The sequence below is a fragment of the Microcoleus sp. CAWBG640 genome, assembly GCF_020883015.1.
Classification (GTDB): Bacteria; Cyanobacteriota; Cyanobacteriia; order Cyanobacteriales; family Microcoleaceae; genus Microcoleus; species Microcoleus anatoxicus.
The window spans coordinates 13174-39543 of sequence record NZ_JAHRFC010000015.1 but is presented as its reverse complement, the minus strand read 5'-3'; the positions used below and the strand labels follow the sequence as shown (position 1 = coordinate 39543).

20 protein-coding genes and 2 pseudogenes are annotated in these 26370 nt (G+C 46.3%); 13 read left to right on the top strand and 9 right to left on the bottom strand.

Features of this window, described 5'->3' with window-relative positions:
* The first annotated feature begins 63 nt into the window (after nt 1-63).
* From egtC to egtD, 3 genes are all read left to right on the top strand, one after another.
* Nucleotides 64-852 carry an ergothioneine biosynthesis protein EgtC gene (egtC, locus tag AAFP11_RS10360; RefSeq protein WP_341736984.1) on the top strand — a complete coding sequence of 263 codons (789 nt, stop codon included), beginning with the start codon at nt 64-66 and terminating at the stop codon, nt 850-852.
* Entirely contained in the window at nt 824-2059 is a 1236-nt protein-coding gene (locus AAFP11_RS10355; protein ID WP_341736983.1) for an SUMF1/EgtB/PvdO family nonheme iron enzyme, read from the top strand. The genes egtC and AAFP11_RS10355 overlap by 29 nt, the downstream gene beginning before the upstream one ends.
* A gap of 136 nt (nt 2060-2195) precedes the next feature.
* The gene (egtD, locus tag AAFP11_RS10350; protein ID WP_341736982.1) at nt 2196-3233 is read left to right on the top strand and encodes an L-histidine N(alpha)-methyltransferase; all 1038 of its coding nucleotides are present in this window, start codon (nt 2196-2198) and stop codon (nt 3231-3233) included.
* A 107-nt stretch (nt 3234-3340) separates the two neighbouring features.
* Here the strand turns inward: egtD and AAFP11_RS10345 are convergent, their stop codons facing one another.
* From AAFP11_RS10345 to AAFP11_RS10325, 5 genes are all read right to left on the bottom strand, one after another.
* Entirely contained in the window at nt 3341-3952 is a 612-nt protein-coding gene (locus tag AAFP11_RS10345) for a hypothetical protein (RefSeq protein ID WP_341736981.1), read from the bottom strand.
* Nucleotides 3953-4200: 248 nt separating this feature from the next.
* Nucleotides 4201-4509, bottom strand: coding sequence for an RNA-binding protein (locus AAFP11_RS10340; RefSeq protein ID WP_341736980.1), 309 nt, complete (start codon nt 4507-4509; stop codon nt 4201-4203).
* A 164-nt stretch (nt 4510-4673) separates the two neighbouring features.
* Nucleotides 4674-5462 (bottom strand): hypothetical protein, encoded by a 789-nt coding sequence (locus AAFP11_RS10335; RefSeq protein ID WP_341736979.1) that lies wholly within the window; start codon nt 5460-5462, stop codon nt 4674-4676.
* A 56-nt stretch (nt 5463-5518) separates the two neighbouring features.
* The gene (locus AAFP11_RS10330) at nt 5519-5986 is read right to left on the bottom strand and encodes a hypothetical protein (protein ID WP_341736978.1); all 468 of its coding nucleotides are present in this window, start codon (nt 5984-5986) and stop codon (nt 5519-5521) included.
* A gap of 14 nt (nt 5987-6000) precedes the next feature.
* Nucleotides 6001-7695 carry a tetratricopeptide repeat protein gene (locus AAFP11_RS10325; RefSeq protein ID WP_341736977.1) on the bottom strand — a complete coding sequence of 565 codons (1695 nt, stop codon included), beginning with the start codon at nt 7693-7695 and terminating at the stop codon, nt 6001-6003.
* Nucleotides 7696-7815: 120 nt separating this feature from the next.
* Between AAFP11_RS10325 and AAFP11_RS10320 the strand changes: the two genes are divergently transcribed.
* From AAFP11_RS10320 to AAFP11_RS10305, 4 genes are all read left to right on the top strand, one after another.
* Nucleotides 7816-9948: a pseudouridine synthase gene (locus AAFP11_RS10320; protein WP_341736976.1), complete on the top strand. Its 2133-nt coding sequence runs from the start codon at nt 7816-7818 to the stop codon at nt 9946-9948.
* Between the two features lie 136 nt (nt 9949-10084).
* Entirely contained in the window at nt 10085-11203 is a 1119-nt protein-coding gene (locus AAFP11_RS10315; protein ID WP_341736975.1) for an alkene reductase, read from the top strand.
* A gap of 149 nt (nt 11204-11352) precedes the next feature.
* Nucleotides 11353-12318 carry a protochlorophyllide reductase gene (locus AAFP11_RS10310; RefSeq protein WP_341736974.1) on the top strand — a complete coding sequence of 322 codons (966 nt, stop codon included), beginning with the start codon at nt 11353-11355 and terminating at the stop codon, nt 12316-12318.
* Nucleotides 12319-12483: 165 nt separating this feature from the next.
* Nucleotides 12484-14289 carry a ShlB/FhaC/HecB family hemolysin secretion/activation protein gene (locus AAFP11_RS10305; RefSeq protein WP_341736973.1) on the top strand — a complete coding sequence of 602 codons (1806 nt, stop codon included), beginning with the start codon at nt 12484-12486 and terminating at the stop codon, nt 14287-14289.
* Between the two features lie 150 nt (nt 14290-14439).
* Here the strand turns inward: AAFP11_RS10305 and AAFP11_RS10300 are convergent.
* Nucleotides 14440-14625, bottom strand: a pseudogene (locus tag AAFP11_RS10300) (DUF433 domain-containing protein); the annotation flags it as partial.
* A 182-nt stretch (nt 14626-14807) separates the two neighbouring features.
* Between AAFP11_RS10300 and AAFP11_RS10295 the strand changes: the two are divergent.
* The 6 genes from AAFP11_RS10295 to cruG all read left to right on the top strand — a co-directional run bounded on the left by AAFP11_RS10295 (nt 14808) and on the right by cruG (nt 23797).
* A complete protein-coding gene (locus tag AAFP11_RS10295; RefSeq protein ID WP_341730405.1) occupies nt 14808-15068 on the top strand; it encodes a hypothetical protein in 261 nt (86 codons plus the stop codon).
* Nucleotides 15069-15357: 289 nt separating this feature from the next.
* A complete protein-coding gene (locus tag AAFP11_RS10290) occupies nt 15358-18555 on the top strand; it encodes a filamentous hemagglutinin N-terminal domain-containing protein (protein ID WP_341736972.1) in 3198 nt (1065 codons plus the stop codon).
* A 71-nt stretch (nt 18556-18626) separates the two neighbouring features.
* On the top strand, nt 18627-21242 hold the full coding sequence (locus AAFP11_RS10285; protein WP_341736971.1) for a CHAT domain-containing protein: 2616 nt from the start codon (nt 18627-18629) through the stop codon (nt 21240-21242).
* A 6-nt stretch (nt 21243-21248) separates the two neighbouring features.
* A complete protein-coding gene (locus AAFP11_RS10280) occupies nt 21249-21443 on the top strand; it encodes a hypothetical protein (RefSeq protein ID WP_341736970.1) in 195 nt (64 codons plus the stop codon).
* Between the two features lie 55 nt (nt 21444-21498).
* Nucleotides 21499-22443 carry a gamma-carotene 1'-hydroxylase CruF gene (gene cruF, locus AAFP11_RS10275; protein ID WP_341736969.1) on the top strand — a complete coding sequence of 315 codons (945 nt, stop codon included), beginning with the start codon at nt 21499-21501 and terminating at the stop codon, nt 22441-22443.
* A 181-nt stretch (nt 22444-22624) separates the two neighbouring features.
* The gene (cruG, locus tag AAFP11_RS10270) at nt 22625-23797 is read left to right on the top strand and encodes a 2'-O-glycosyltransferase CruG (protein WP_341736968.1); all 1173 of its coding nucleotides are present in this window, start codon (nt 22625-22627) and stop codon (nt 23795-23797) included.
* Nucleotides 23798-24031: 234 nt separating this feature from the next.
* Here the strand turns inward: cruG and AAFP11_RS10265 are convergent, their stop codons facing one another.
* From AAFP11_RS10265 to AAFP11_RS10255, 3 genes and pseudogenes are all read right to left on the bottom strand, one after another.
* Nucleotides 24032-24202 (bottom strand): pentapeptide repeat-containing protein, encoded by a 171-nt coding sequence (locus tag AAFP11_RS10265; protein ID WP_341736967.1) that lies wholly within the window; start codon nt 24200-24202, stop codon nt 24032-24034.
* A gap of 224 nt (nt 24203-24426) precedes the next feature.
* Nucleotides 24427-25113: pseudogene (locus AAFP11_RS10260) on the bottom strand (RNase H family protein); the annotation flags it as partial.
* Nucleotides 25114-25161: 48 nt separating this feature from the next.
* Complete coding sequence (locus tag AAFP11_RS10255) at nt 25162-26355, bottom strand: transposase (protein ID WP_341736966.1); 1194 nt, start codon at nt 26353-26355, stop codon at nt 25162-25164.
* Between the last annotated feature and the right edge of the window lie 15 nt (nt 26356-26370).

Here is a 26370-nt window from a genome sequence, read left to right as displayed (position 1 = left end):
TGTAGTAAGTTCTAGCCTATTCGGGTTATACCTTCTGCTCTCTCAATTTCCTAGAAAAATTTTATGTGCCGTTTGCTTGGCTATCTCGGCGGGCCGATTTTACTCGATTCTCTTCTGTACAAGCCGGAACATTCCTTAATTGTGCAGAGTTACCAACCCCGCGAAATGACTTCAGGTCTACTCAATGCTGACGGTTTTGGCATTGGTTGGTATCACTCCCACCTAGATACGGACCCGTTTGTCTATAAAAATATACAACCAATTTGGAGCGACATCAACCTTCCGAGTATCAGTAGATACGTGGAATCAGGATGTGCTCTCGCCTATGTTCGCAGTGCAACGGTGGGACAAGCTGTGGATTTGAGCAACTGTCAGCCTTTTGGGTACAACCGTCTCATGTTTGTTCACAACGGCTTTGTGAAGAATTTTCGGCAAAGTCTTTACAGACCAATTCGCGATCGCCTCAACGATGCCACCTATCAATTAATTAACGGTACTACAGATTCCGAGCATATTTTTGGTCTGTTTGTCAATGAATTGACAGCGCCAAATATGACTCTAGAAGTCGCTTTGCAAAATGCACTAACAACTTTGGCAGAACTAGCCAACTTCCATGAAGTAGAATTTTCAGCTAATATAATTGTCAGCGATGGAAAACAGTTAGTTGCGTCTCGCTTTGCTTCCAAAAAGGCTCCTCCCTCCCTCTATTGGCTGCGGGACGACCCGAATTTTCCAGAAGCGGTGATTATTGCTTCCGAACCTTTATTTATCGGCAATTGGCATCTGTGTCCACCACAAAGCATTATTAGTACGGGAAAAGACGGTGATCTCAAAATCAATTCTATCTTGTAGAGAGGCTATTTATCGAGATTTGCAACAGTGTCGTCGCGGCACTTTCGAGCTATTTTCAGGGATGGATTACGATACTTTCTGTAGGCAAATTCATCCAGAATTTAGTCCGGTTGGCTGGCATTTAGGTCACATTGCTTATACGGAGGATTTGTGGCTATTGCAGAAATGTGGTAAAATTAAACCAGTATTTCCTAAGTATCACAAGCTGTTTGCTGCTGATATTTTACCGAAGCAAGAACGGGTTTATTTGCCGACAATTCCCGAAGTTGAATTATATCTGGATGCGGTCAGAAAAAAGGTGCTGGATTATTTGGAAATAGCGCCGATCGCACAGCAAGAGCGTCTGTGGCAATTTATTATTCAACATGAAAGTCAGCACTGCGAAACCGTGGCTTTTTTGTTGCAAATGCAGCAGGAGAGGGGCCAGGGGGAGAGGGGGCGACCAATTGCCGATGAATTGCCAATGCCCAATTCAGCGATTGAAATTCCGGCCGGGGAATTTTACATGGGAAGCGATCGCGTTGAAGCTTTGGATAATGAGCGATCGCGCCACCTATGCTATTTGGACAAATACTCGATCGACCGCTATGCAGTCACTTGCAGTCAATACCGCCATTTCATGGCATCTGACGGCTATCAAAACCCTCAGTGGTGGTCCGCAGAAGGTTGGAAATGGCTGCAATCTAATTTAGTCGATCGCCCGCTTTACTGGTCAGACAATCCCGCTAGGAACAACCACCCAGTTTGCGGTGTCAGTTGGTACGAAGCAGAAGCATACTGCAATTTCGTCGGCAAGCGACTACCCACAGAATCGGAATGGGAAAAAGCAGCCAGTTGGGATGCAGCAAATCAAACTCAGCGCACCTATCCTTGGGGAGAAGAATTACCGAATTCATCCCTATGCAATCACGGCAATAAGATTGGGAATACAGCCCCAGTTGATAAATTTGCAAAGGGAGCCAGTAGCTTTGGCTGCTGTGATATGTTAGGCAATGTTTGGGAGTGGACAGCTTCAACTTTTGATGCTTATCCAGGATTTGAAAGTTATCCTTATACTGGCTATTCTCAAGCATATTTCGATGGAGAACACCGAGTTTTAAAAGGTGGCAGTTGGGCAACTCATGCTCCATCCCTGCGATCGAGTTTTCGCAATTGGTATTATCCGGGCGTGCGACAAATCATCGCTGGCTTTCGGTGCGCTCAATGATTTTGGCTAATTGGTAAGTAATTGGGCACAAATGAATGTAACCTAACAAAGAGCAGAAACCCGGTTTCTTTGAGAAACCGGGTTTCTAGATGAGTGAATACGTGCTTTACCCATTCGTGCATCTTAAATTTACGCTATGACATCCTCAAGACTGTCTGAAACTACAAATTCAGCCTCAACGAAGGACAATCGCTTACACCTAGAGCGACTGGTGAGTGTGAAGGCACCGACAGCCACAGAAATCAATGCAGGCTGCGATGTAGTCAGCGGGTTAACTCAAAGCCCAAAATCCTTGCCTCCTAAGTATTTCTACGACGATCGCGGCTCGAACCTATTTGAGTTGATTTGTAAATTGCCGGAATATTACGTGACACGTACTGAAGCGGCGATTTTGGAAGAATGTGCGGGGGCGATCGCCAACTTAACAGGCCCCTGTGAAATTGTCGAACTAGGTAGCGGTAGTTCCACCAAAACACGGATTCTCCTCGATGCTTACAGTCAACGGGAATATCCCCTGCATTATTTACCCATAGACATCAGTCCCACCATCCTAGAAAGCAGCGCCTTTCAACTGTTAGCAGAGTATCCATCACTCCAGATTCACGGACTTGTCAGCACCTACGAGTTAGCTTTGGCAAAAATTGCCCCATCGCCATTGCCAACCCGAATGATTTGTTTTTTAGGCAGCACCCTTGGCAATCTTAGCCCTGAAGAATGCGATGTATTCTTCTCACAAATTGTCGGCGCATTGCAGCCTGGAGAGTATTTTTTGTTAGGCATTGACTTAGACAAATCTAAGGAGATTTTAGAGCCAGCCTACGATGACAGTCAAGGAGTCACGGCGGCATTTAATTTGAATATGCTGAGGCATTTGAATCGGAAATACGAAGGAAATTTTGACTTAATGCAGTTCGAGCATTGGGCATTTTACAATCAAGAAGAATGTCAAATTGAAATGCACCTGAAAAGCAAAAAAACACAAACAGTCAACTTACGCGCTCTCAATTTAACGGTTGAATTTGCAGTAGGAGAAACTATCAGAAGTGAAATTTCCCGCAAGTTCAAACTCCCTAATATGCAGGAACAACTTGCCAGTCGCGGTTTAGTGCCTGTGCAAGTTTGGACCGATCCAAATCAGTGGTTTGGTTTGATACTTTGTCAGATGTCAGTTTAAGATTAAATGAACCGCGAAGGCGTTAAGTCAGAAAAAAAAGGAATGCAGCTCTTCCTTCGCGCTCTTCGCGTCTTCGCGGTTCATTCAAATCAGTAAAAAAGAACAAATTAACAAATTGGTTTTTGTCCTGGTTTGACAGCATGAATGTACTCGCTTCCAGATGTTGGCCATCCCCGCTTGTAATAAGCCTCCTCCGGCTTCCCCCAGCCCAATTGCAACAATATTTCTAAAAAATCTAATTTTTCCCACTTCCAAAGATTAACCCATTCTGTGCGCTGGACGATCGCCTCTACATCCATAGGCTCGATCGAGCGAAAATCCTTGCCACTATTAATACTTAAATATAAATCCATCCCCACAGTTACTTGCCGCCAGAATGCCAACATTGTAATCTTGGCTTGTTTGAGCGTCATCAAATCCACAGGTAAAGCAATTAATTCATCGTCCACTGCTGGATAATTAAGAGTTTTCCCTTTAACCGTCATTTCGCGCCAAACAATCCCAGAAACTTGATGTTCCCGTTGATATTCGTGTATGGCGGCCTTAAAATTTTGATAAGCAGTGAACTTTTGGACGCCCTCAGATTTCAGAAAGCGATCGATCACCGGGTTTCCTGTAGAATGGGTTTCAGTCAAATTCAGACGCCGCCCGTGTAAGCAAGCTTGGCGTTCTGCTTCGAGGATGTTAATGAGTTCCGCCTGGGTGTAGATCTTGGACATCTTTAATTAAGGCAAAATCAATATTTCCCGTGGTTAATTCTTTTGATATCTCAAATATAAAAGGGTCTAGGACTGCAACCGTACTCTGTACGTTCTATTATGTGGACAATTTTGATAGTTTGTCGAGATCTGGGATAATTCCGGTGAGATAGACCAAACAGCCTGTTGAAAACACGCTGCTTGGAAGATGTCTAATGGCTGTCAACCACCAAAACTCAAATTTTCAGTTCCAGTTTCAGTTTCAAAGCTTAGTAGCGTCGTGAGGAGCGATTGTTGTCGCCCCAGCCACCGCCACCTGATGAGCGTTTGTTATCTTCGCGAGGCTTGGCTTTGTTGACTTTCAAGTCGCGGCCCATCCATTCAGCACCGTCTAAAGCTGCGATCGCTGCTGCTTCTTCGGCCTCGCTGGACATTTCCACGAAAGCAAAACCCCGCATCCGACCTGTTTCCCGGTCCATAGGGACTTGGACGCGACTGACAGTACCGTACTCGGCAAATACTTCATTGAGGTCCTCTGACGTTACCTCGTAGGAAAGATTACCAACGTAAATCGACATAAAATCTCCAGAATCTTTAGGGTGCAGAGAGTTAGATTCGGAGAGATGCTTGTAAATCAAGAGCAACAAACTACACAACCGAATTTAATTCTTGAGCCACCACTATAACATGAAGATAGCAGAATCAGCAATTATCGACTTGAAATTTTAGATTTAATATCAAATTAAATGCCAGCAATGGCGACCCAGAAATAATTTTCAAAAGATTTTTTCGGCAGTTCTACGCGCATTTTTTTACCCCAACTATAGACATCAAAGCTGACGCGCTCTCGATCGGAATTAGCTAAATTGCCAGCAGGAATTGTCATATTTCCTAACAAAGCAACCCAATGACTGGGATAAGGTATCAGAGGTGGATTATTTCCTAACATTCCTTCAGCAGTAATTAAAGCAAAAGCAAAGCCGCCTGATTTAATCGCTTCATCGGCGGCCCGCAGCGCTGGAATGTCGCCACTAAAATAAGCGTAATGAGATTTTACATCCCGACTTCCCAAAATTTCTCGCGCCCATCCAGCCATTTCCCAAGATTTAGTCATCCCACTAATATTACGAATAATTTCTGGAGCATTTGGTTCGACTGGAAATATCAAATTGGCGGATTCCCGCAGTGTTGATAATAGCATCCAATCAACTTGAGGCATCCGCAAGTTTCCTTTGCTTTGTCGCAGGGGGATGGAGGGATAAATCGATCGCATAGATTTAGTCTGCAAACTGCCTATTTCAAAAAGATGGCGACAAATTTCGACGTAGCGAAGAGGGTTTTGGTTAAGCAGTGTAAATGCTACGGCTGCGGGTCCACAAAAAGGTTGTCCGCTTTGATTGATTTGGAAAGGGTTTTGGATGCGATCGCGCATTTCTGCGATGATTTTGGTTTTATTCAAACCTGCCCAAACTCCGGGAATCTGGGAGCGTTCAAATTCAGAAATTGCTGCATCTACTTTCTGTGATTCCATTATATTTATTAGACACTTGTATTTGACGTTAATTTAAATGTATTTACTTAGATGAATTAATTTGTTTCCTGTGTTTGAACAATCTGTAATTCCCGGCATTTATCTAAAGCCAACATATAAGCGGTTTGATAGTCAGTACCGCCTAACATCAAATCCCCGTAATATTCATAGGGTACATCTCCATAAACTGGCAGTGGATCGTCGAGAGGGTAATCTTCCTTTGACTCTTCTAAAATTGCGGTCAATTTTTTGATACTGAGACTTTGGGCGGGAAAATAGTAAAGGTTTTCAGCGGTAACGCCAAGGCGCGGGAAGGTTGGGTCAATAATGCGATCGCCCAATTCCAGCCAGCCATATTCCAGAGGTTGCTCGGAGATTGCAGGTATCACCAAAAAGCCTTGAACATAGATTGTACCCTCGATGGCTAAAGCTGCTCGATAAGCATTGTCAAAGCATTTTTTAGGTTGACTTTTGATGCTACTGGCAATTTCTTGGGAAAGCATCTCATCTAATATTTTTGTCATTGTGTGCTGATTAATTACCATTTTCCTGGCATTGTCTCCTTGAGTCTCAATTCTTCTCGACTCATGAGAGCTTCGTAATGATCGGGTTTAATTTCTAGGGCGACTCCATAGGAACTAATGGCGTCTTGATTGCGGTGCAATTTTTGCAATACATCGCCTCGATGAGACCAAGCTTCCCAGTTATCTGGCTTGAGTTGAATTACCTTGTCAGCAGCTATAAGTGCTTCAGCATAGCGTGCCATTTTTGCTACTACCATGGAGCGGTGCATCCAGGCTTGATAGTTGTCAGGCCAGATGGTAATTGCTCGATCGTAGGCTACCAGGGCTGGTTCGTACTGCTGCAAATTTTCGAGAGCCTTGCCACGTTTTAACCAAGCTTCAAAATTGTCGGGCATGATTTGAATGACTTGGTTATAGGCGGCGATGGCTTCTTGATAGCGCTCTAATTTTTCTAGGGCTGCCCCTTGTTGTAAACCAACTTTTGAGGAAATTTGTGCTTCGGAACTCATAGAAATTACTTTATCGTAACAGGCGATCGCCTCTTCGTATTGTTGTAATTGTTCGAGAGCTGCACCTCGCAGGTTCCAAGCTTCTAGAAAATTGCTTTGAATTTGCAGGGCATTACTGTAAGCGATGATTGCATCTTTGTATCGTTCCAATCCGGCTAAAGCGATGCCTCTACCTAGCCAAGCTTCGGGGAAATTGGGATTGATTTGAATTGCTTTGTCAAAAGCTGCGATCGCCCCTTCATAGTCTGCGGATTCTGACAGAGTTTGACCGCGACCGATCCAGACTTCGGGATAAAATTGATTAATTTGAATAGCGCGATCGAAACAAGCAATAGCGGCATCATGCTGCTGGTGTTTCAGGGCCATACCCTTATAAAACCAAGCTTCGTAATCGTTAGGTTGTAGTTGAATTACCCGATCGTAAGCTCTAACTGCTTCTGGATATCGGTGGAGTTTTGCCGATGCTATGCCTCGATTGAACCAAGCCAGACAATTTGCTGGTTGTAATTCCAGGGCGCGATCGTAAGAAGTGACAGCTTCAGGATAACGCTCGGTCTTCATCAAAGCCAAGCCTCGGTTCAACCAAGCTTCCCAATGAGTTGGTACGAGCTTGAGGGCGCGCTCGTAAGCAGCCACTGCCTCCGAGTTCCGTTCGGCTTGCAACAGTACATTACCTTGACGAAACCACATGGCGGGCAAATTGGGATGAATTTGTGTGGCTCTTTTGTAACTACTTGCTGCAAGTTCCCACTGTTGCAATTCTTCCAGAGCTCGGCCGCGCTGATACCAAGCTTCGTGTTTTTCCGAATTAATTTCAATAGCTTTGTCAAAACCCGCGATCGCCTCGGAGTAATTTTGTAAGCTTAACAGTGCCGTACCGCGTAGCATCCATGCCCAATATTCTTCTGGTTTGAGAGCTATAGCTCGATCGCAACAGGCTACGGTTTGGAGATATTGCTCCAATTGCTTGTAAGCCTTACCCAAATTCAGCCATGCCCTAACCCAGTCTGGCTTAATTTGCAATGCTTTTCCGTAACAATCCACGGCTGCTTCGTATCTTCCCGATGCGTACAATCTATTGCCCCGATCGTAATCAGGAAATGCTGCAAAAATCCTGAAAATTGGTGGCAGTAAGGTTCCTTGGGGGGTTAAAAATTTGTCATTGGAGGTTGGAGGGGGAGAAGTTGATAAGTCTGACATAGGCTTTGTACATAAAAATTTTGTTGAACAACCAGCTTGGCGGTCTTAATATTAACTTATGCTGTGCTTAACTCGCTGCTATAGTCAGATAAATTTAACATATTTTCAATCAAATTTTGTATGGTTTTTGTGCACGCAGTTTTAGATTTTACCGATGCTAATTGGGACTCGATCGCCTTTAGCTCCAATTATTGCTATCAAGGTCTTTGCGTTCAAAGCGGTGAGTTGCTGAGATTGCCTCGCACAGTTCAGTGTGAGGCGATCGCCCGTGGTTTGATGCAGCACCTTGCGGAGGACGAGTGTCATTCCCGCGAGGGCAAAATGTATGGAGTCTTGCTAGTTGAAACCCTCGGAGGGGAAAAAAAGGTACTCAAAGCATTTTCCGGGCTTTTGAATGGTTCTAGCCACGTTCCCGGCTGGGTAACGCCCATTCCCGGACGCGATCGAGTGGCGTTGACAGAGGCCCGAACCTTGACTGAATTGGAGTTGATGAAACAGGAACTGATGCGGCTACAACAGCTTCCCCAGCGGCAGGAATATGACAGACGATTGCGGGAGTGGGAATTGGAATTACAGGCTGTGAACGAGCGACACAAAATTTGCAAGCAGCAACGAGATATCACGCGGGATTTACTGTGCCAAACTCTGGGAGGAGAAACACGGGAAATAGCTCTAGAAGAACTGAATCAAGCCAGTCGATTAGAAGGAATTGAACGCAGGCAAATTAAGCGGGAGCGGGATGATAAATTGCAGCCATTAAAACAATTAATTGAAGCCGCCGATGGGCGGATAACTGAACTGAAACAGCAGCGTAAAAAACTGTCTCGCGAACTGCAAATGCAGATGCACGAGGCTTATACTTTGGTAAACTTTTTGGGAAATTCGCGATCGCTCCAGCAATTGATACCCAGCGGTTCGATCCCCACTGGAACCGGCGATTGTTGTGCGCCAAAATTGCTCCACTACGCGGCTTTACACAATCTGAAACCCTTGGCAATGGCTGAGTTTTGGTGGGGGCCATCCTTGGGGGACAAAGTTCAGGGAGAGTTTTATGGTGCTTGTGGCGATCGGTGTCAGCCATTGATGGGGTTTTTGCTATCAGGATTAGCTCAAAATCGGAGTGTTTTTAAGAATGTTAATAACTGCGAGGCAGATGCTGTTGGTGACAGTGACAACTGCGAGCATCCCGATTATGTAAGGGCGAAGCATGACGGCAGACAATTTATTAGTGATAAGCAGAGATTTACAGCGGTCATGCTTCGCCCCTACGAATATATTTGCCAAACACAGATGCACCCTGACAACTTAACATCAAACCGACTGTTTCCTTTGTTTGTATTGAAGTCTAGATCCCCCCTAACCCCCCTTAAGAAGGGGGGGACAAGAAATACTCTGAAAGTCCCTCTGATTGACGGGGGGACAACAAATAATCTCAAAGTCCCCCTTATTAAGGGGGATTTAGGGGGATCTAGACTCGACAAAAACCAACATTTATTTTGTGTCTTAAGTTCTCACGAATCAGAACACCCTGGGAAAGAGATGAAAGGAGAGCTTATAGCCCACCCCAAAAACAATAATTTTGATGGTGGAACAGGCATCTTGCCTGTTCCTGAACCGAGAAAAATGCTACCAATTATTTATGAGGATAAATGGTTAATAATTATCAATAAACCTGCAAATTTACTCTCAGTTCCTGGTCGTTACCTAGAAAATCAAGATAGTGTATTAAGTCGTTTCCGCAACTTGCTAGTCGATGGATTTAATTTGAATACCGTGCATCGTTTAGATTTCGATACATCGGGAATTTTGATATTAGCACGGGACCAAGATACTTACCGAAAACTTAGTCTACAATTTGAAAAAAAACAAGTACATAAAATTTATGAAGCTGTACTTTCTGGGATAACAAATATGAATATGGGATCGATCACCCTGCCACTTTGGGGCGATCCAGAAAATCGACCGATTCAGGAAGTTAATTGGGAACGTGGAAAACCCAGTGTGACAGAGTTTCAGGTGATTAGAAGAGAAGGAAATGGCTCGCGCATCGAATTTGTGCCGCTCACAGGACGGACTCATCAATTGAGAGTTCATGCAGCGGATGTGAGAGGATTGGGAATACCGATTTTGGGCGATCGACTTTACGGATGCAAAGCCGATGGAATGCGATTACACTTACACGCCAGGGAAATTTCTTTTGAGCATCCGCAGTTGGGAAACAGGCTATACCTAAAGGCAGAAATGCCATTTTGATTTGGCTCAAAATTACGCAATCTCTGAATTGTTTGCGATTTTGTGATGTCATTATCATTGTAATGGTTCGATTCAAGCTATGGTAAGAAGCAAACGCGAATTTCCAGAATTCTTCAGTTGACAAATTAGCAAAACCATGAACATCCAAACCACATCGCCAGCCCTGCTAAGTTCCTTGAAACTTGGAGATTTACTCCTAAAAAACCGAGTAGTTCTTGCACCCTTGACTCGTGGCAGAGCCGGTGAAGCGCGGATGCCCAACGCCTTAATGGCAAAGTATTACGCTCAGCGGGCTGCGGCGGGTTTAATCATTACCGAAGCCACAGTGATTTCGACTCAAGGTATTGGCTGGGAAAATACGCCCGGAATATATTCCGACGAGCAGCTTGAAGCCTGGAAAGAGATTGTAACTGCGGTGCACACTCACGAAACACCGATTTTTATGCAGCTTTGGCACTGCGGGCGAGCTTCCCACAGCAGTTTTCATGAAAACGGTCAATTGCCCGTTGCAGCGTCTGCGATCAAAATCAATGGAGAAGGGCTTCATACCCCTGTAGGAAAACAACCTTACGAAACTCCTCGTGCTCTAGAAACCGATGAAATTGCGATCGTTGTAGAAGACTATCGCAAAGCAGCAGAACGGGCAAAAAAAGCAGGTTTTGACGGCGTAGAAATTCACGCAGCTAACGGCTATCTAATTGACACATTTCTGCAAACCAAAACCAATCACCGAAATGATTCCTATGGCGGTGGAGTGGAAAACCGCTACCGTTTTCTCAAAGAAATTGTCGAAGCAATTATCACCGTATTTCCGGCAAATAGAGTAGGAGTCAGACTTTCTCCCAACGGTGTTTTCAATGACATGGGTTCTCCAGATTATCGTCAAAGTTTTCTGTACATTGCAGGGCAGTTAAATACCTACAACTTAGCTTATCTTCACCTGATGGATGGCTTAGCTTTTGGCTTTCATGAATTGGGAACACCGATGACACTAGCAGAGTTTCGTGAGGTCTTTGCAGGTACTCTGATTGGTAACTGCGGATATACCCAAGAACTGGCAGAAACCGCCATTAGTAGCGGAGTGGCGGACTTAATCGCCTTTGGTCGAGATTTCATCAGCAATCCCGACTTGGTAGAGCGTTTCACTCATGGCTGGCCGCTCAATCCCCCTGCTGAAATGAGTACCTGGTATTCTTTTGGTCCAGAAGGTTATGTGGACTTTCCTACCTATGAGGCATCTCAAGCGGCTTCCTAATCCAAGGACCAGATGGATGAGTGCCAGTTGAGATCTAGAACGTTTCCCCATATCCTAAAACCATAGGGTACTAAAAAAAATGAGAGCTCACAGCTCTCATTTTTGAGTGCCTAAAAATCATCAATCGCGATCGCAGCATTGTTAAGAAAATGGCACAAAATCACAAGTCAACAGTTATCATCACCGGTGCGTCCTCCGGTGTCGGTTTGTACGGCGCGAAAGCCCTTGCAGCCAAGGGATGGCACGTAGTCATGGCCTGTCGGGATGTGCGAAAAGCCGGAGATGCAGCCCAAGAGTTAGGAATACCCCAGGGTAGCTACTCCATCATGCAAATCGACTTAGGCGATTTAGATAGCGTGCGACGGTTTGCTAGGGAATTTAAGGCCAGTGGCAGGCCCTTGGACGCTTTGGTGTGTAACGCCGCCATCTATATGCCTTTGATTAAGGAACCCCTGCGTAGCCCAGAGGGATTTGAGTTGACGATGACTACCAATCACCTCGGTCATTTTCTCCTGTGCAACCTGATGATGGAGAATATGAAGCCTTCCTACTATACGGATGCGAGGATGGTGATTTTGGGAACTGTGACTCACAATCCAGACGAGTTGGGTGGGAAGATTCCGCCGCGCCCGGATTTGGGCAAATTTGAGGGCTTTGAAGCGGGTTTTAAAGACCCAGTTTCGATGGTTGATGGCAAAAAGTTTGAGCCAGTCAAAGCTTACAAAGACAGCAAAGTTTGCAACGTGCTGACAATGCGGGAATTGCACCGGCGCTTTCACGAATCCACTGGGATTACCTTCACGTCGCTGTATCCGGGATGTGTCGCCGATACGCCCCTGTTCCGCAATCACTATCCCTTGTTTCAGAAACTTTTTCCCTTGTTCCAAAAAAATATCACCGGAGGTTATGTTTCCCAGGAGTTAGCAGGGGAAAGACTAGCAATGGTAGTTGCCGATCCGGAATATAAGCAATCCGGCGCGTATTGGAGTTGGGGGAACCGTCAGAAAAAAGATGGCGCATCTTTTGTCCAGAAGGTTTCTCCCCAGGCTAGGGATGACGAAAAAGGCGATCGGATGTGGGATTTGAGCGCTAAATTAGTTGGATTGGCCCAGTAGTCTAATGAAGTAAGATTAAATGAACCGCGAAGACGCTAAGGACGCGAAGGAAGAACCCCGCCTGGTACCCCAATGGGGGAAAGAAAAAGTCTATCTTCTTCCTTTCTTCCTTCGCGCTCTTCGCGCCTTCGCGGTTTAATTTCATTATTCAATTATATAAATAATATGACTTACCGCTCCAACAAACTACTTATATTTATAGTCATTTCTGCATTTTTATTGTTAGGAATGCCAGCCAAAGCAACTGCGAGTAAAGTTGAAAATTCCCTCTCAAATATTGATAATTTAGAAATCCCCAACCCCCAAAACTTACCCACAGAAATCGATCGCCCTTCCCAACTGAGCCAACTCCCCAACCCAATTCAACCCAGAGAACCCGAATTACCAACTCCTCAACCACCACAACCCCCACCGCCATCTCCCCTCCAACCTGCTACACCAACACCCGTTGAGGGCGAAGTGAGACCAGATATACCGGGTACAATTAGAGTCGATCGCTTTGAATTTGAGGGCAACACAGCCTTTAGCGATCGCGAACTGGCAGAACTCACTAAACCCTTCGTGGGTAGGGAAATCACCTTCGCCGAACTGATCGCAGTGGAAGCAGCAGTAACTCAAAAATACTTAGCAGCCGGATATCTCAATTCCGGTGCGGTAATCCCCGCCAACCAAACCTTTCCCAGATATGGCGCAGTGGTTAAAATTCAGATTGTCGAAGGGGGAGTAGAAGAAATTGCAATTACTGGCAACCGTCGGCTAAAGTCAAGTTATCTGCGATCGCGCCTAGCCATTGCTACCGGGAGGCCACTCAATCGCGATCGACTGCTGGAAGCCTTGCAACTGCTGCAACTAGACCCTTTAATTGCCAATATTTCCGCCGAATTGCAAGCCGGAAGCCGCCCGGAAAAAAGTCGCTTAGAAGTCCGAGTCAAAGAAGCAGACAGCTTTAGTGGGGAAGTCTTCGCAGACAACAATCGATCGCCAAGCGTCGGCAGTTTTCGGCGCGGAGTGCGAATCAATCAAGCAAATTTGCTGGGTTTGGGCGACGGCTTAGAGCTATCCTACGCTAACACCGACGGTAGCAATGAATTCAACGGCAGCTATACAGTTCCTGTCAATCCCCGCAACGGCACAATTCGGTTGGCGGTGGGTGCTGCTAGCACGAATATCATTGAGGAACCTTTTGATGCTGCTGGGATTGAGGGAAAGTCGCGTACTTACGAATTAACTTACCGCCAACCGATTCTGGAAAAACCCGATCGCAATTTGGCTTTGGGAGTAACATTATCGCGGCAAGAAAGCAATACATCCCTTTCTGGTGAACCATTTCCGCTGTCGCAGGGTGCAAACGATCGTGGCGAAACCCGTGTTTCCGCTGTCCGCTTTTTTCAAGAATACGTGCAGCGTAGTTCCAATCAAGTGTTCGCGGCGCGATCGCAATTCTCCGTTGGTACTAATTTGTTGGGCGCTACTGTCAATGATAGCGGGCCCGATAGTCGCTTTCTGGCGTGGCGCGGACAAGCCCAATACGTGCGGCTGCTAGCACCAGAAACCTTGCTGATTGTACGTTCTGACATTCAATTAGCCGATCGCTCTTTGCTTTCTCTCGAACAAATCGGGATCGGTGGCGTGCAGAGTGTACGTGGATATCGCCAAGATTTGCTGTTGACTGATAACGGTGCGATCGCCAGTGCGGAAGTGCGTATCCCAATTTGGCGCGTCCCGAAGGTCAAAGGATTGTTGCAGGTGGCTCCGTTTATCGATTTGGGAGTAGGCTGGAACCATTCTGGCGAAAAAGCGAATCCTGATTCTGACAAGCTTCTGGGCGCTGGTGTGGGGCTGTTGTGGCAAATGGGCGATCGGTTTAATATGCGTTTAGACTACGGTATTCCTTTGATTAATGTCGGAGGGGGCGATCGAACTTTCCAGGAAAAAGGCCTCTATTTTCGGATCAATTATTTTGCTTTTTGAATTTGTGGGTTGTGTTGAGTGCGATCGAACCCTACGCTTCGCCTCGCCCAACACTTCTCAAAATTCTGATTTATGGCTATTAAAAGTTTATTGTCCGAGATTGATATTATCAACTAAAAATAGTTGATAATATCAATTTCTAAAGTAATTTTATGCGGATAAGGTCGCAGTCATAAACCGACGCTCACGGTCAGCAGCATAAGCAATGCAGGCTTTTAAATCTTCTCGCGTCAAATCGGGGAAATCATCTAGAATTTCTGCTTCGGTCATCTCGGAAGCCAGATATTCAAGCACTTCATAAACCGTAATTCGCAAGCCACGTACACAAGGCTTACCAAAAAACTGGGTCTAAAGCCCCGTCCTTAGAGGACGGCTTTAATTTTCAAGGGGCGGTCACATTTAGTGCTGCTGGGGTAAATCCCGCTCAAGGATTAGTTGAACTACCACAAAATGCGATCGATCGTGCCAGTTTAATCGCTGCAAATCCCTGCATTCAAGGGCGAGAGAACGAATTTAATGTGACTGGAAAAGGAGGAGTACCGTCCTCTCGGAGTGAACCCCTCAATAGCGATGCTAGCCCGTTTGCCTGGATCGATCCGGTTTTAGGGGAGAAAGCCGCGAGAAGTGATGCACCGAAGGTTTCCCCGTCACCTGACATTGTTCCGGCTGAAGGTTGGGTACTGAATGCTACGGGGAACGTGACTCTTGTTGGATACAATTCTGGTGGTGCGGTTTCTGCTCGTGGCGTAAAACCTAGAAGTGTTTGCATACCCCGATAGGTGTTCTTCCGGTTTTACAGCGTATTCCAGGTTTATTTGAAGTACGGACACCGCACCGTGCCCAAGGAGTGTCAACTTAAGCTGTCAGCCCCCAAAATCTGTTAGTGGGCCCGCCAGTCCGACAGGGGTTAAAACCCCTGTCTAATAGCTAAAGTCCTCTAAAAGAGGACTCAAGAAATTATCAGTCCTCTTTGAGAGGACTTGCGCTTTGAGGCAGGGGTTTCAACCCTTGCCGGCCTATGGGTTTGACTTTGATAATTCCGATGCTCGAATTAACAGGATTTCAGCTATGTCCCGCCTATCTTCCGCCCTAGTTTTTATTTACTTACTACTCTTGCCCTCGAAAACCTGCGCCCAAATTACCCCAGACAATACTTTGGGTTCTGAAAGCTCTCGCACAGTTTCCGATACGATCGATAACTTACCAAGCGATCGCATTGAAGGCGGCGCAACACGAGGCTCAAATCTCTTTCACAGTTTCCGAGAATTCAACATCCGTGAAGGCAGAGGAGCTTATTTTACCAACCCCAAAGGCATTACTAATATTTTCACCCGCGTCACCGGCAACAATTCCTCCAATATTTTAGGCACCTTAGGAGTCCAGGGAAACGCCAACTTATTTTTAATTAACCCAAAAGGAATTGTCTTCGGTCCTAACGCTCGGTTAGATTTACGGGGTTCATTTATCGGTTCAACTGCTGAAAGTATAGTATTTAATAACGGCTTTGAATTCAGCAGTACGAAACCGCAAACATCGCCACTATTAACCGTAAATATTCCCGTGGGTTTGAGATTTCGCGACAACCCCGGTACAATTGTCAACCAATCAACAGCGACTGGAGTAGTAAACCAGCCAACAGCTTCGTCGGTCCAAATTCCGATTACCAATCAAGTCGGTTTAGCCGTAGACCCCGGTCAAACCTTAGCCTTACTTGGTGGCGATATCCACGTTAATAGTGGTATCTTAACAGCTAACAACGGACAAATAGTCCTCGGTAGTGTTGCCAATTCCGGTTTAGTTAATTTTGGTTCAACTCCCTTGGGTCTAAGTTTTAATTATGACAATATTCAAAATTTTGGTAACATCAACATATCCGCAGGTAGCCTGATTAATACTAGCGGACTGGGAGGCGGTAAAATTGATATCAGAGGTGGCAATATCACCGTCGCTAATTCTCGAATTTATGGGCTGACACTGGGCAATATTGATAGTAGAGGCATTGATATTAATTCCCAAAATTTGCAAATCAAGGATGGGACGCAAATTTCTACCCTCACCCTAGGCAATGGTGCGGGGGGAAATATCAACATCTTTGCTAAGGATTCAGTAGAGATGAGCGGACTGGGAGTAGAGGGTTATCAACAGGTTGTAGTTAAGTATTTAATATCAGGAACTGTAGACCCCTTTGACCCACAATTTGCTTTGTTTAATGGTACTTCTGGTAGTGGATCTGGGGGCATTATTACCATTGATACTGGTAGGCTGCTGATGCGTAATGGCCTCACCGGTAGTGGCATCACCCTTGGTGCTGGAAGTGGCGGTAATCTAAATATCCGTGCCAATACTTTTGAGATGGTGGGTTCTGGAATTAACAACGCCACAGCTAAAGATAGTAGCGGTGCAGGAGGAAGTATTAATCTTGATGTTGAAAGGTTAATTATGCGTGATGGTTCTCTGCTTGGTAGCACGAGTTATAGTGATGGGCGATCGGGGAATATTAATGTTAAAGCTAGGGAATCTGTAGAATTGTCCAACACTGGACCGAGAACTGCTGTATCAACGGGAATCAGCACTTTGAGTATCGGTGGTAATGGAAATGCAGGAGATATTAATGTTGACACCAAGCGATTGAGTCTTTCAGATGGCTCTGCTTTCACCTTGGGAACGGGTGTATTAGTGGGCAGGTTTCTGTTTTCCAGAAATGGCGGTCCCGCTGGAAATTTAAGAGTTAGGGCGAGTGAATCAGTAGAAATTTCAGGGATTTCTCAGCTTTTGACTAGCGGGAATCAAAATGCTAGTGCCTTCACTTCCGCAACTTTGAGTTCGAGTCGGGGCGGGAATATCCGGGTTGATACGCCGAGGTTGACGGTGCGGGATGGGGGGATAATTTCTACGAGTTCTTTGGGTGTGGGAAATGTGGGTGATATTACCATTAATGCCGATCGCATCGAAGTAGTTGGTAGTGGCAATAACGGTCTATTTATTAGTGAAATAGATGCTTCGGTTGGTAAAGTGTTTGGTAATAATGCCGAGGCGACAGCAAATGCGGGTTCGGTGAATCTCAATACCCGTCAATTGAGCGTGCGGGATGGAGCGACGGTGACGGTTTTGGCTAGGGGAACGGGACGGGCTGGTAATATCAATGTGGTAGCAGATTCAATTTCTCTTGACAACAAAGGCCGTATTGATGGTACTACTGTATCCGGTACGGGAGCGAATATTAACCTACAATCGCAAAGCATTGTGTTGCGGCGTGGTAGCCGAATTACTACTGATGCGGGTACTTCCGAGGGCGGTAACATTAACCTCCGAAGCGATATTTTGGTTGCTCTCCCAGGGGAAAATAGCGATATTACGGCTAATGCTCGCACAGCTCAAGGTGGCCGTGTGAATGTCAACGTACCCACTGTTTTGGGATTTCGAGCAGTGGGCCGGGAAGAGGTTAGAGGCAGTTTGGGGTTGACAGATGCTCAATTTGCACAGTTACAGGTAAGCCCTACTTCCTTGATTTCTACTAGCGACATTGCGGCTATTTCTCAAACTGGAGGTCCGGCTTTGCAAGGGACTGTCACATTTAGTTCTTCTGGGGTGAATCCTGCTCAAGGGTTGGTGGAATTGCCACAAAATATTACCAATCCGTCGCAGTTAATTGCTACTAATCCCTGTCTCCAAGGGGCCCAGAACGAGTTTATTGTGACTGGTAAAGGGGGTGTGCCACCTAGTCCTAATGATACTCTCAGCAGCGAATCTGTGCCGTTTGCATGGGTGGATTTTACTCAAGGAAGTAGAACTCTCCCCAACTCCCCTCAAGGAAAAAGAACCCCCCCCTACCCCCCCCAAGGGGGGAATCCTGACGCCAGAATTACCCCCCCCTACCCCCCCCAAGGGGGGAATCCTGACGCCAGAATTACCCCCCCCTACCCCCCCCAAGGGGGGAATCCTGAAGCCAGAATTACCCCCCCCTACCCCCCCCAAGGGGGGAATGAAGAAGGGAGAATCAGCTCCCCCTACCCCCCCCAAGGGGGGAATGAAGAAGGGAGAATCAGCTCCCCCTACCCCCCCCAAGGGGGGAATAAAGAAGGGAGAATCAGCTCCCCCTACCCCCCCCAAGGGGGGAATGAAGAAGGGAACAAAGGGGGGAAAGAAATTGTTCCGGCGCAAGGTTGGGTGATGAATTCTCAAGGGGATGTGATGCTTGTTGGGTACAATTCTGCAAATACCACTTCACGGATTCTTCGGCAGAATCCTGTTTGTATACCACGTTGAAAGTATGTTTTCTTCTACGGCAGATTGACGTTAATTTACGCAAATTACCAATTAACAATTAACAATTACCTATGAAATTTACTCGATCGCTCCGTCAAGCAATTTTGTTATTTTTAATTTCTTGTTGGCTGGCAATTGCCATTCCTCCTGCTGTTGCTCAAGTTCAGCCCAAAGATGCGATGCAGCTTGTTCAACAAGCTCGCAGTTTTTATGATTCGGAAAGGTTTTCCCAGGTTGTGCCGCTGTTACAGCAAGCTGCGGTGGTGTTTGAGGCGAAAGGACAAAATCTGGATCGAGCTACGGCTTTGAGCAATTTGGCTGCAACTTTTGGACAACTTAATGACTGGGAGCAGGCTGAATTTGCGATTAATTCGAGTTTGTCGGTGGTGCGTCAGTTGCCGAAAACCATGGAACAGCAGGGGATTTTGGGTCAAAGTCTGAATATTCAAGGACAATTGCAACTGGAACGGGGACGGACTCAGGAGGCGATCGATATTTGGACTGAATCTGCTAAAATTTTTGATGAAATTCAGGCTAAAGACCAGTTGTTTCAAATTCATATTAATCAAAGTAGGGCTTGGGAAACTCTGGGACTTTATCCGAGAGCTTGCAAAGTTTTGTTGGATTCTTTTAAGTTGGAACACACAACTTGTGAGGTTTCAAGTGCCAGTTTGGCCAGTTTGAAAAATCCGCTGATTTCGGCGGAAAATGTTCGGGGAATTAATGCTTTAGGTAGGGTGCTGCGGGTTTTGGGAAAACTCGATCGATCGCAGGAGATTCTTTTAGTAGGACTTGAAGGGGCAGAAAAATTGGGACTCAGACAAGAGGAGGCTCAAATCGCTCTTAATCTTGGTAATACGGAACGGGCTAAAAGTAATATACCTGGTTTAAGCCCTCAAGAGCGGGCTAATAGCGAGCGATCGGCTTTTTCGTATTATGCTCGATCGGCAGATAGAAGTGCGGGGGCATCGCCCCTAGGGATGCAGGCAAAGTTGAACCAGTTGAGTCTGTTGGTAGAGCGCCAAAATTGGTCGGAAGCAGGGATTTTGTGGCGATCGATCCAACCTCAAGTCGATGGATTGTCGTGGAATCGCGCCGGACTTTATGCTCGAATTAATCTGGCAGAAAGTTTGCTCAAATTGGATCGGTTTTCGATCGCGACTCCGGGTTTGAGCGATATTGACAAAATGCTCAAAGCCGCTTTGGAACCGGCAAACCGTTTGGGCGATAAGCGGATACAAGCTTATATTCTGGGAGCTCGTGGGAAGGTGTACGAACTCCAGCAGCAGCATTCTCTAGCTGAAACTCTGACTATTCAAGCTTTGAGTTTAGTGCCGGCGTTTCAGTCTCCCGATATTGCTTACCAATTATTGTGGCAACTCGGACGGATTCGCAAGGCTGAGGGCAATCTGGAAGGGGCGATCGCCCAATATACTCAAGCTGTGAATGTATTGTCTTCTCTGCGGGGAGATTTGGTGACGGTTAATCCAGAAGTGCAATTTTCGTTTCGCGAAAGTGCCGAACCGGTTTATCGCCAATTAGTCGAACTTTTGTTGGAAGAGGAATCTCCCAGTCAAGATAAGTTAAAGCTGGCTCGCCAAACGGTTGAATCTTTGCAGTTGGCAGAATTGGATAACTTTTTTCGCGATGCTTGTGCTGATGCTAAACCAAAGTCGATCGAGGAAATCGATCCTAGGGCGGCGGTGATTTATCCGATTATTTTGAGCGATCGTTTGGAGGTGATTTTGTCTATTCCTGGTAAACCCCTGCGTCGCTACAGCACTAAAAAATCTCAGGCAGATTTGGAAACTGCTTTCAGAGAAGCTAAAAATGTCATCAGACCTGCTGCTTTTCCGCGAGATAGGTTGCGGCCTGTTCAACAAGTTTATGACTGGTTAATCCGCCCTGCGGAGGCGGATTTGACTGCTAGCGGGATTAAAACTTTAGTATTTGTACTGGATGGCTATTTGCGAAATTTGCCGATGGCGATTCTCCATGACGGTGAAAGGTTTCTGTTGGAAAAATACAGCATTGCCCTGGCGCCGGGACTGCAATTGCTTGCTCCCAAACCTCTGAGCACCGTCAAGTTAAAAGTGCTGACGGCCGCCCTCTCAGAAGCTCGTCAAGGTTTTGCGGCTTTGCCGGGGGTTACTGAGGAAATTCAGCTAATTGCAGATCAGATGCCAGCAACTCGACTGCTGAATCAAGAGTTTGTGAGCGGGCAGTTGCAAGCTCGAATTAAAGAGGTGTCCTACCCGATCGTGCATTTGGCAACTCATGGACAGTTTAGTTCCAATGCAGCGGATACTTTTATTGTGACTTGGGACCAGAAAGTGAATGTCAAGGAGTTCGATCGACTGTTGCGATCGCGCAGTGGGGAAAAACAACAGGCGATCGAACTTTTGGTATTGAGTGCTTGCGAAACTGCTTCGGGCGATAGTCGCGCGGCTTTGGGTTTGGCTGGGGCTGCAATTCGATCGGGTGCCCGCAGCACTGTGGCGACTCTTTGGCAAGTCAATGACGAATCTACTGCTATATTTATGGCTGAGTTCTATCGCCAACTGGCTTTGCCTAAAATTAGCAAAGTGGAAGCTCTCCGCAATGCTCAATTAGCCCTGCTGAACAACCCACTGTATAAAAATCCCTATTTCTGGGCACCTTTTGTACTTGTGGGGAATTGGCAATAATTTTAGATGGCATTGGGTATGGGGCATTGGGCATCGGGCATGGGGCATCGGGCATCGGGCATCAACTGCTGCACCCTGAGCGTAGTCGAAGGGTCAACTGACAACCGTCAACCCTTCGACTCCGCTCAGGGCACCGCCGTCAACCGTCAACTGCCAACCGTCAACTGCCAACTAACTCAAATATGCTTAGTTTTTTGTTAAAGTTTGTAAACTGTTAAGAGTGCTTTACGCATTTGATATTTTTCCGAGGATTTCTATGAAGCAACTTTTAATTGCTGAGCGCATCTGCCTAATTGCCCACGTTTTCTCTATGGCTTTTGGATTAGCAGGGTTACTACTGATTTTACCCCGTCCCGAATTGGTGATGAGTTTGCCTCCGGCTGGGCAAACTTTGTTCCAGTGGGGAATGGTTGGAGGTGGAGTCGTTTATATCATTTTTGGTGCAGCAGCCGTTGCTCTCTATGGCTTTCGGACATTGGGTTTAGGCGCTACTCTCGCATTTTTGATACCTTCGGTGTTTCTGTCTTTGGGTAGCGAGTTGTTGGGAACGAGTACAGGTTTTCCCTTTGGCAATTATCACTATTTGAGCGGTTTGGGTTACAAAATTGCCGGGTTGGTGCCGTTTACCATCCCGCTGTCGTGGTTCTATCTGGGACTGGTTTGTTATATCATCGCTCGCGCTGGATTGTCTGGTGGTAAGGGCGAACTCAATTGGGTACGGCAACTTGGGGCGATCGCCCTTGGTGCTATGTTGCTAACAGCCTGGGATTTTGTATTAGATCCGGCGATGAGTCAGACTTCTATGCCTTTTTGGGAGTTTGAGGAACTTGGAGCTTTCTTCGGGATGCCTTACCGCAATTTGGCGGGATGGATGGGTACAGGAGCGCTGTTTATGTCTGTAGCAGCTTTTTTCTGGAGAAAAACTCCGATTCGTTTGGAGCGCTCGGAAATGGGTTTGCCCTTAATTGTTTATGTGGTAAATTTTGCTTTCGGAGCAATTATTACTATAACTTCTTTGGATTCTCGCTTCTGGTTTCCAACAATGCTAGCTGTGCTTCTGGGTGTTGTTCCGGCGATCGTTTTAAGCTTGATGGCGAAACCCGCGATCGGCAATGCCACAGACGCGATCGCAGCATCTTTGGATAAATCTGCTCTCAAATCCGAAATTCCACCTCAGCCCGTTGGCGCTGTACGCAAGTAATATCAATTCTGTTGACTGTTGTCAGTTGACTGTTGTCAGTTGACTGTTGACAGTTGACAGTTGTCAGTTGTCAGTTGACTGTTGTGCTCTGGACACTTCGACTACGCTCAGTGACCGTATAGATTGCTATATAGTCATTATGTCCGATGCCCCATGCCCCATGCCCCATGCCCAATGCCCTATGCCCAATCTCTTGTCTTTCACACTCCTGCTGCTGCAATTACCCGCCGTGGCAATTCTGATGTCGCGCTTAATCAAAGGCCCCTCGCGCATCCCGCCCCTAGAACCCGCATCGCCTACACTGGATTTGCTTGGTGCTTGTACAGTAGTTGTCCCGACTTTGAATGAAGCCGATCGCCTTTGGCCTTGTTTAGATGGATTAACCAACCAAAGTTACGAACTCCGAGAAGTTATTGTTGTTGATAGCTATTCCGTTGACGGCACCGCAGATTTAGTTAAAACCGCAGCAGCAAAAGACCCCCGGTTTCGGGTCATTAATGATGACCCACTGCCGGCTGGTTGGGTGGGGCGTCCCTGGGCTTTACACACTGGTTTTTTGGCAAGTTCCCACAAGTGTGAGTGGATTTTGGGGATAGATGCTGATACTGTGCCGCATCCGGGTTTGATTGCAAGTTTGCTCAAAACGGCGATCGCCAAAAATTATGATTTAATTTCATTATCGCCGCAGTTTATTCTCAAGTATCCAGGGGAATTGTGGCTGCAACCTGCGCTGTTGATGACATTGGTTTATCGGTTCGGACCGACCGGGACTGGTGGAGATGTACCGGAATTGGTGATGGCCAACGGTCAATGTTTTTTGTGTCGGCGCGAGGTTTTGGTGGCATTGGACGGCTACGAGTCTGCTAGGGGTTCCTTTTGCGATGATGTGACTCTGGCTCGCTATGCGGCTGCTAAGGGCTTTAAGGTGGGCTTTTTGGACGGGGCTAAGGTGTTGAAGGTGCGGATGTATGAGGGGGCGATCGAGACTTGGAATGAGTGGGGGCGATCGCTCGATTTGAAGGATGCTGCTTCTAGGGTTCAAATTTGGGGCGATTTGTGGCTGCTGTTTGCAGTTCAAGGTTTGCCGGTGCTGATTTTATTGGGTTATTTGTTGCTTGGTTGGCGATCGCCTGTGGCGCTGTTTCCCTACGGTTTGCTGTTGGGATTGAATCTATTTTTGCTGGCGGTGCGATCGGCTTTGTGTTTGGCGATCGCACCTTCCTACGATCGCACAAAAGCATCGGGTAAATGGCTATTTTGGCTGTCACCTTTAGCCGATCCTTTAGCATTTTTGCGGATTCTGATTTCTGCGTTGAATCAGCCTACTCAGTGGCGCGGTCGCAAGTATAGTTAGCCTAAGACATCATTTCTGTAGGGGCGGGTTTCACCAACAATCTTTCGTTCAGACTAACAATCTAAATAAACCCGCCCCGATCGCGACTGGGATGGGAATGATATCCCGTCCGCGATACAGACAATCATTTTATATCAATTCCGGTTGTATCGGAATGATTAAACCACAGAGAACACAGAGGACACAGAGAAAGAGAAGAGAGAAATAATAATTCCGATGTCAACGGATTTGGTATTACTCAAAAGTCGCCCCATCTAAGCAAGTTTTTCTCAAGTCTAGTCTCCCTAAATTTGCACCTCTTAAATCCGCCTTTGTTAAGTCAGCATTGCTTAAATCTGCATAACTCAAATCTGCACCCCTGAGATTAGCATCAGATAAATTTGCTCCCGCTAAATTCGCCCTCACGAGTTGGGATTTATATCGTTTCCGGCTGCATCGGAATGATTTAACCGCAGAGAACACAGAGGACACAGAGGGAGAGAATAGAGATCTGAATCATTCAGATGCTACCGGATTTGATATTACTCAAAGACGATCGCAGCAGTAAAAAAAACTGGCAGAAAGCAGTATTTTGATGAAACACTGCTTTCTGCTTTCTGGCAACTGACTAATAACTAAATAACTAATAATTAATCAACTGTACTAACGTGGTCTATGCGTTCCAATTGCCAGAGAATTTGATTTCCCTCGCGGCGCACCCGCGAAACTACCCAGTTTCGCCAAACCCAGTTGTCTCCACGACTGGTAACAGCACTGGCATTTACATCCATCAAGTCAGCTAATTCAGAACTTGTGATCAAGTAGCCTTTAGTGGCAACTTCATCAGCTATATGCAAGGTTTCGATGAGGTTTCGGAGGTCCTGAACCCTCACCTCGCGGGGCAAGTTCTCCAGAGTATCGGCAGTAGAATCGATCATGGCAGCATTGGAGATGAGAAGGTCAGAAGTTATGACATAGGATTCTATCGTTTTGTTACCAATTGTTTCCGTTTCATCTGAAACATTTGTGTTTTCCGACTGTAGGGGCAGTGCCCCCGTGCCTGCCCCTGTGCTCGCCCTGGCCCCGTCTGCTGTTGCTTTGTGTTGTTGCAGTTCGGGAACGAGATTCTGCGAAAAGCTGCGGGCGATTTCGTCGCATCTATCGTTATAGAAATCGCCGGAGTGACCCCGGACGTGTTCCCACTTCACTTGCCGGGAATTCAGCTTGTCTAGCAGGTGCCAGAGGTCTTGATTGACGACATCTTTGCCTGTGGAAGTTTTCCAGCCTTTGTTTTTCCAGCCTTGAATCCATTTGGTGATACCGTTTTTAACATACTCGCTGTCGGTTTGACACTCCGGGCGCGTGAACGCACGGGGATTCTTGGATCAATCAGTCAACTTGCCCGTTGATGTCACCACCAGCGAGTAGAGGTCGGTCTGTCCCCAAGCGTTAATTCCGGTGTGCCCCACCGTATTTAAAATAATTCCTGATTGCTTTAATCCCTTAGCCAGAATATTCAAAGCTGCGTTGTGGTCACGATCTAACACCGTACCACAACTACAAATATGAGTCCTGACTGACAGCGATTTCTGAACGCGATTCCCACAACTTGAACAATTTTGAGAAGTGTACTGAGGAGCAACAGCAACAACTGTTTTACCGTACACCTTCCCAAAGTATTGCAACCATTGGGCAAACTGCGACCACGCTGCATCGCTAATTGATTTAGCAAGTTTATGGTTTTTTACCATATTCTTCACTTGAAGGTCTTCGTAGGCTACAAAATCGCTAGATTTCACTACGCACAACGCCGTCTTAATGGCGAAGTCTTTGCGCTGCCTACTGACTTTCAGGTGTTTCCTTCCTAGCCTGTTGATGGCGCCTTTGCGGTTGTTGGAACCTTTCTTCTTGCGAGAAACTCGCTTCTGCAACCGTTTTAAAGCTTTTTCAGTTTTACGGAGATGTCGAGGATTCGTCATGGTTTCACCGTTGCTGTCGGTATAAAAATGGTTTAATCCCACATCTATCCCAATCGCTTTACCAGTCGGAATGGCTTCCTCTGTCCGTTCCACATTTATACAAAACTGAGTGTAGTAGCCATCGGCGCGACGAATTACCCTAACTCGTTTGATTTCCTTGGGTGAGTAGAAATGCAAGTCCCGACTGCCAAGCAACTTAAATGTTCCAGCAGCGAAACCGTCGGTGAATGTCAGACATCTTTTGTCGGTAGAAAGTTTCCAGCCTGATGTCTTGTACTCTACAGAACGAGTGTGTTTCTTAAACTGCGGATATCCTTTTTTCCCTGGCTTCTTAGCCTTACAATTAGAGAAGAAACGTTGGATAGCAAAAATGGCGCGTTGGGCCATCGCTTGACGCGCCATTGAGTTAAGTTTTCCTGCCCATTCAAACTCTTTTGCCATGATGGCACATTGTTTGTAGAGGTCAAGTAGCTTAACTCCCTGATTGTCGATCCAATATCTAAGAGCTTTGTTTCGGACAAACTGAGCTGTACGGATCATTTCGTCGATGACCCGGTACTGCTGCGGCTTGCCTTTTAACTTGAACTCTAGTACAATCATGGAATTATTCTATCA

Coding starts and splice junctions, on each gene's coding strand:
- egtC (WP_341736984.1), top strand. CDS start 64: ATGTGCCGTTTGCTTGGCTATCTCGGCGGGCCGATTTTACTCGATTCT.
- egtD (WP_341736982.1), top strand. CDS start 2,196: ATGACATCCTCAAGACTGTCTGAAACTACAAATTCAGCCTCAACGAAG.
- AAFP11_RS10345 (WP_341736981.1), bottom strand. CDS start 3,952: ATGTCCAAGATCTACACCCAGGCGGAACTCATTAACATCCTCGAAGCA.
- AAFP11_RS10340 (WP_341736980.1), bottom strand. CDS start 4,509: ATGTCGATTTACGTTGGTAATCTTTCCTACGAGGTAACGTCAGAGGAC.
- AAFP11_RS10335 (WP_341736979.1), bottom strand. CDS start 5,462: ATGGAATCACAGAAAGTAGATGCAGCAATTTCTGAATTTGAACGCTCC.
- AAFP11_RS10330 (WP_341736978.1), bottom strand. CDS start 5,986: ATGACAAAAATATTAGATGAGATGCTTTCCCAAGAAATTGCCAGTAGC.
- AAFP11_RS10325 (WP_341736977.1), bottom strand. CDS start 7,695: ATGTCAGACTTATCAACTTCTCCCCCTCCAACCTCCAATGACAAATTT.
- AAFP11_RS10320 (WP_341736976.1), top strand. CDS start 7,816: ATGGTTTTTGTGCACGCAGTTTTAGATTTTACCGATGCTAATTGGGAC.
- AAFP11_RS10315 (WP_341736975.1), top strand. CDS start 10,085: ATGAACATCCAAACCACATCGCCAGCCCTGCTAAGTTCCTTGAAACTT.
- AAFP11_RS10310 (WP_341736974.1), top strand. CDS start 11,353: ATGGCACAAAATCACAAGTCAACAGTTATCATCACCGGTGCGTCCTCC.
- AAFP11_RS10305 (WP_341736973.1), top strand. CDS start 12,484: ATGACTTACCGCTCCAACAAACTACTTATATTTATAGTCATTTCTGCA.
- AAFP11_RS10290 (WP_341736972.1), top strand. CDS start 15,358: ATGTCCCGCCTATCTTCCGCCCTAGTTTTTATTTACTTACTACTCTTG.
- AAFP11_RS10285 (WP_341736971.1), top strand. CDS start 18,627: ATGAAATTTACTCGATCGCTCCGTCAAGCAATTTTGTTATTTTTAATT.
- AAFP11_RS10280 (WP_341736970.1), top strand. CDS start 21,249: ATGGCATTGGGTATGGGGCATTGGGCATCGGGCATGGGGCATCGGGCA.
- cruF (WP_341736969.1), top strand. CDS start 21,499: ATGAAGCAACTTTTAATTGCTGAGCGCATCTGCCTAATTGCCCACGTT.
- cruG (WP_341736968.1), top strand. CDS start 22,625: ATGCCCAATCTCTTGTCTTTCACACTCCTGCTGCTGCAATTACCCGCC.
- AAFP11_RS10255 (WP_341736966.1), bottom strand. CDS start 26,355: ATGATTGTACTAGAGTTCAAGTTAAAAGGCAAGCCGCAGCAGTACCGG.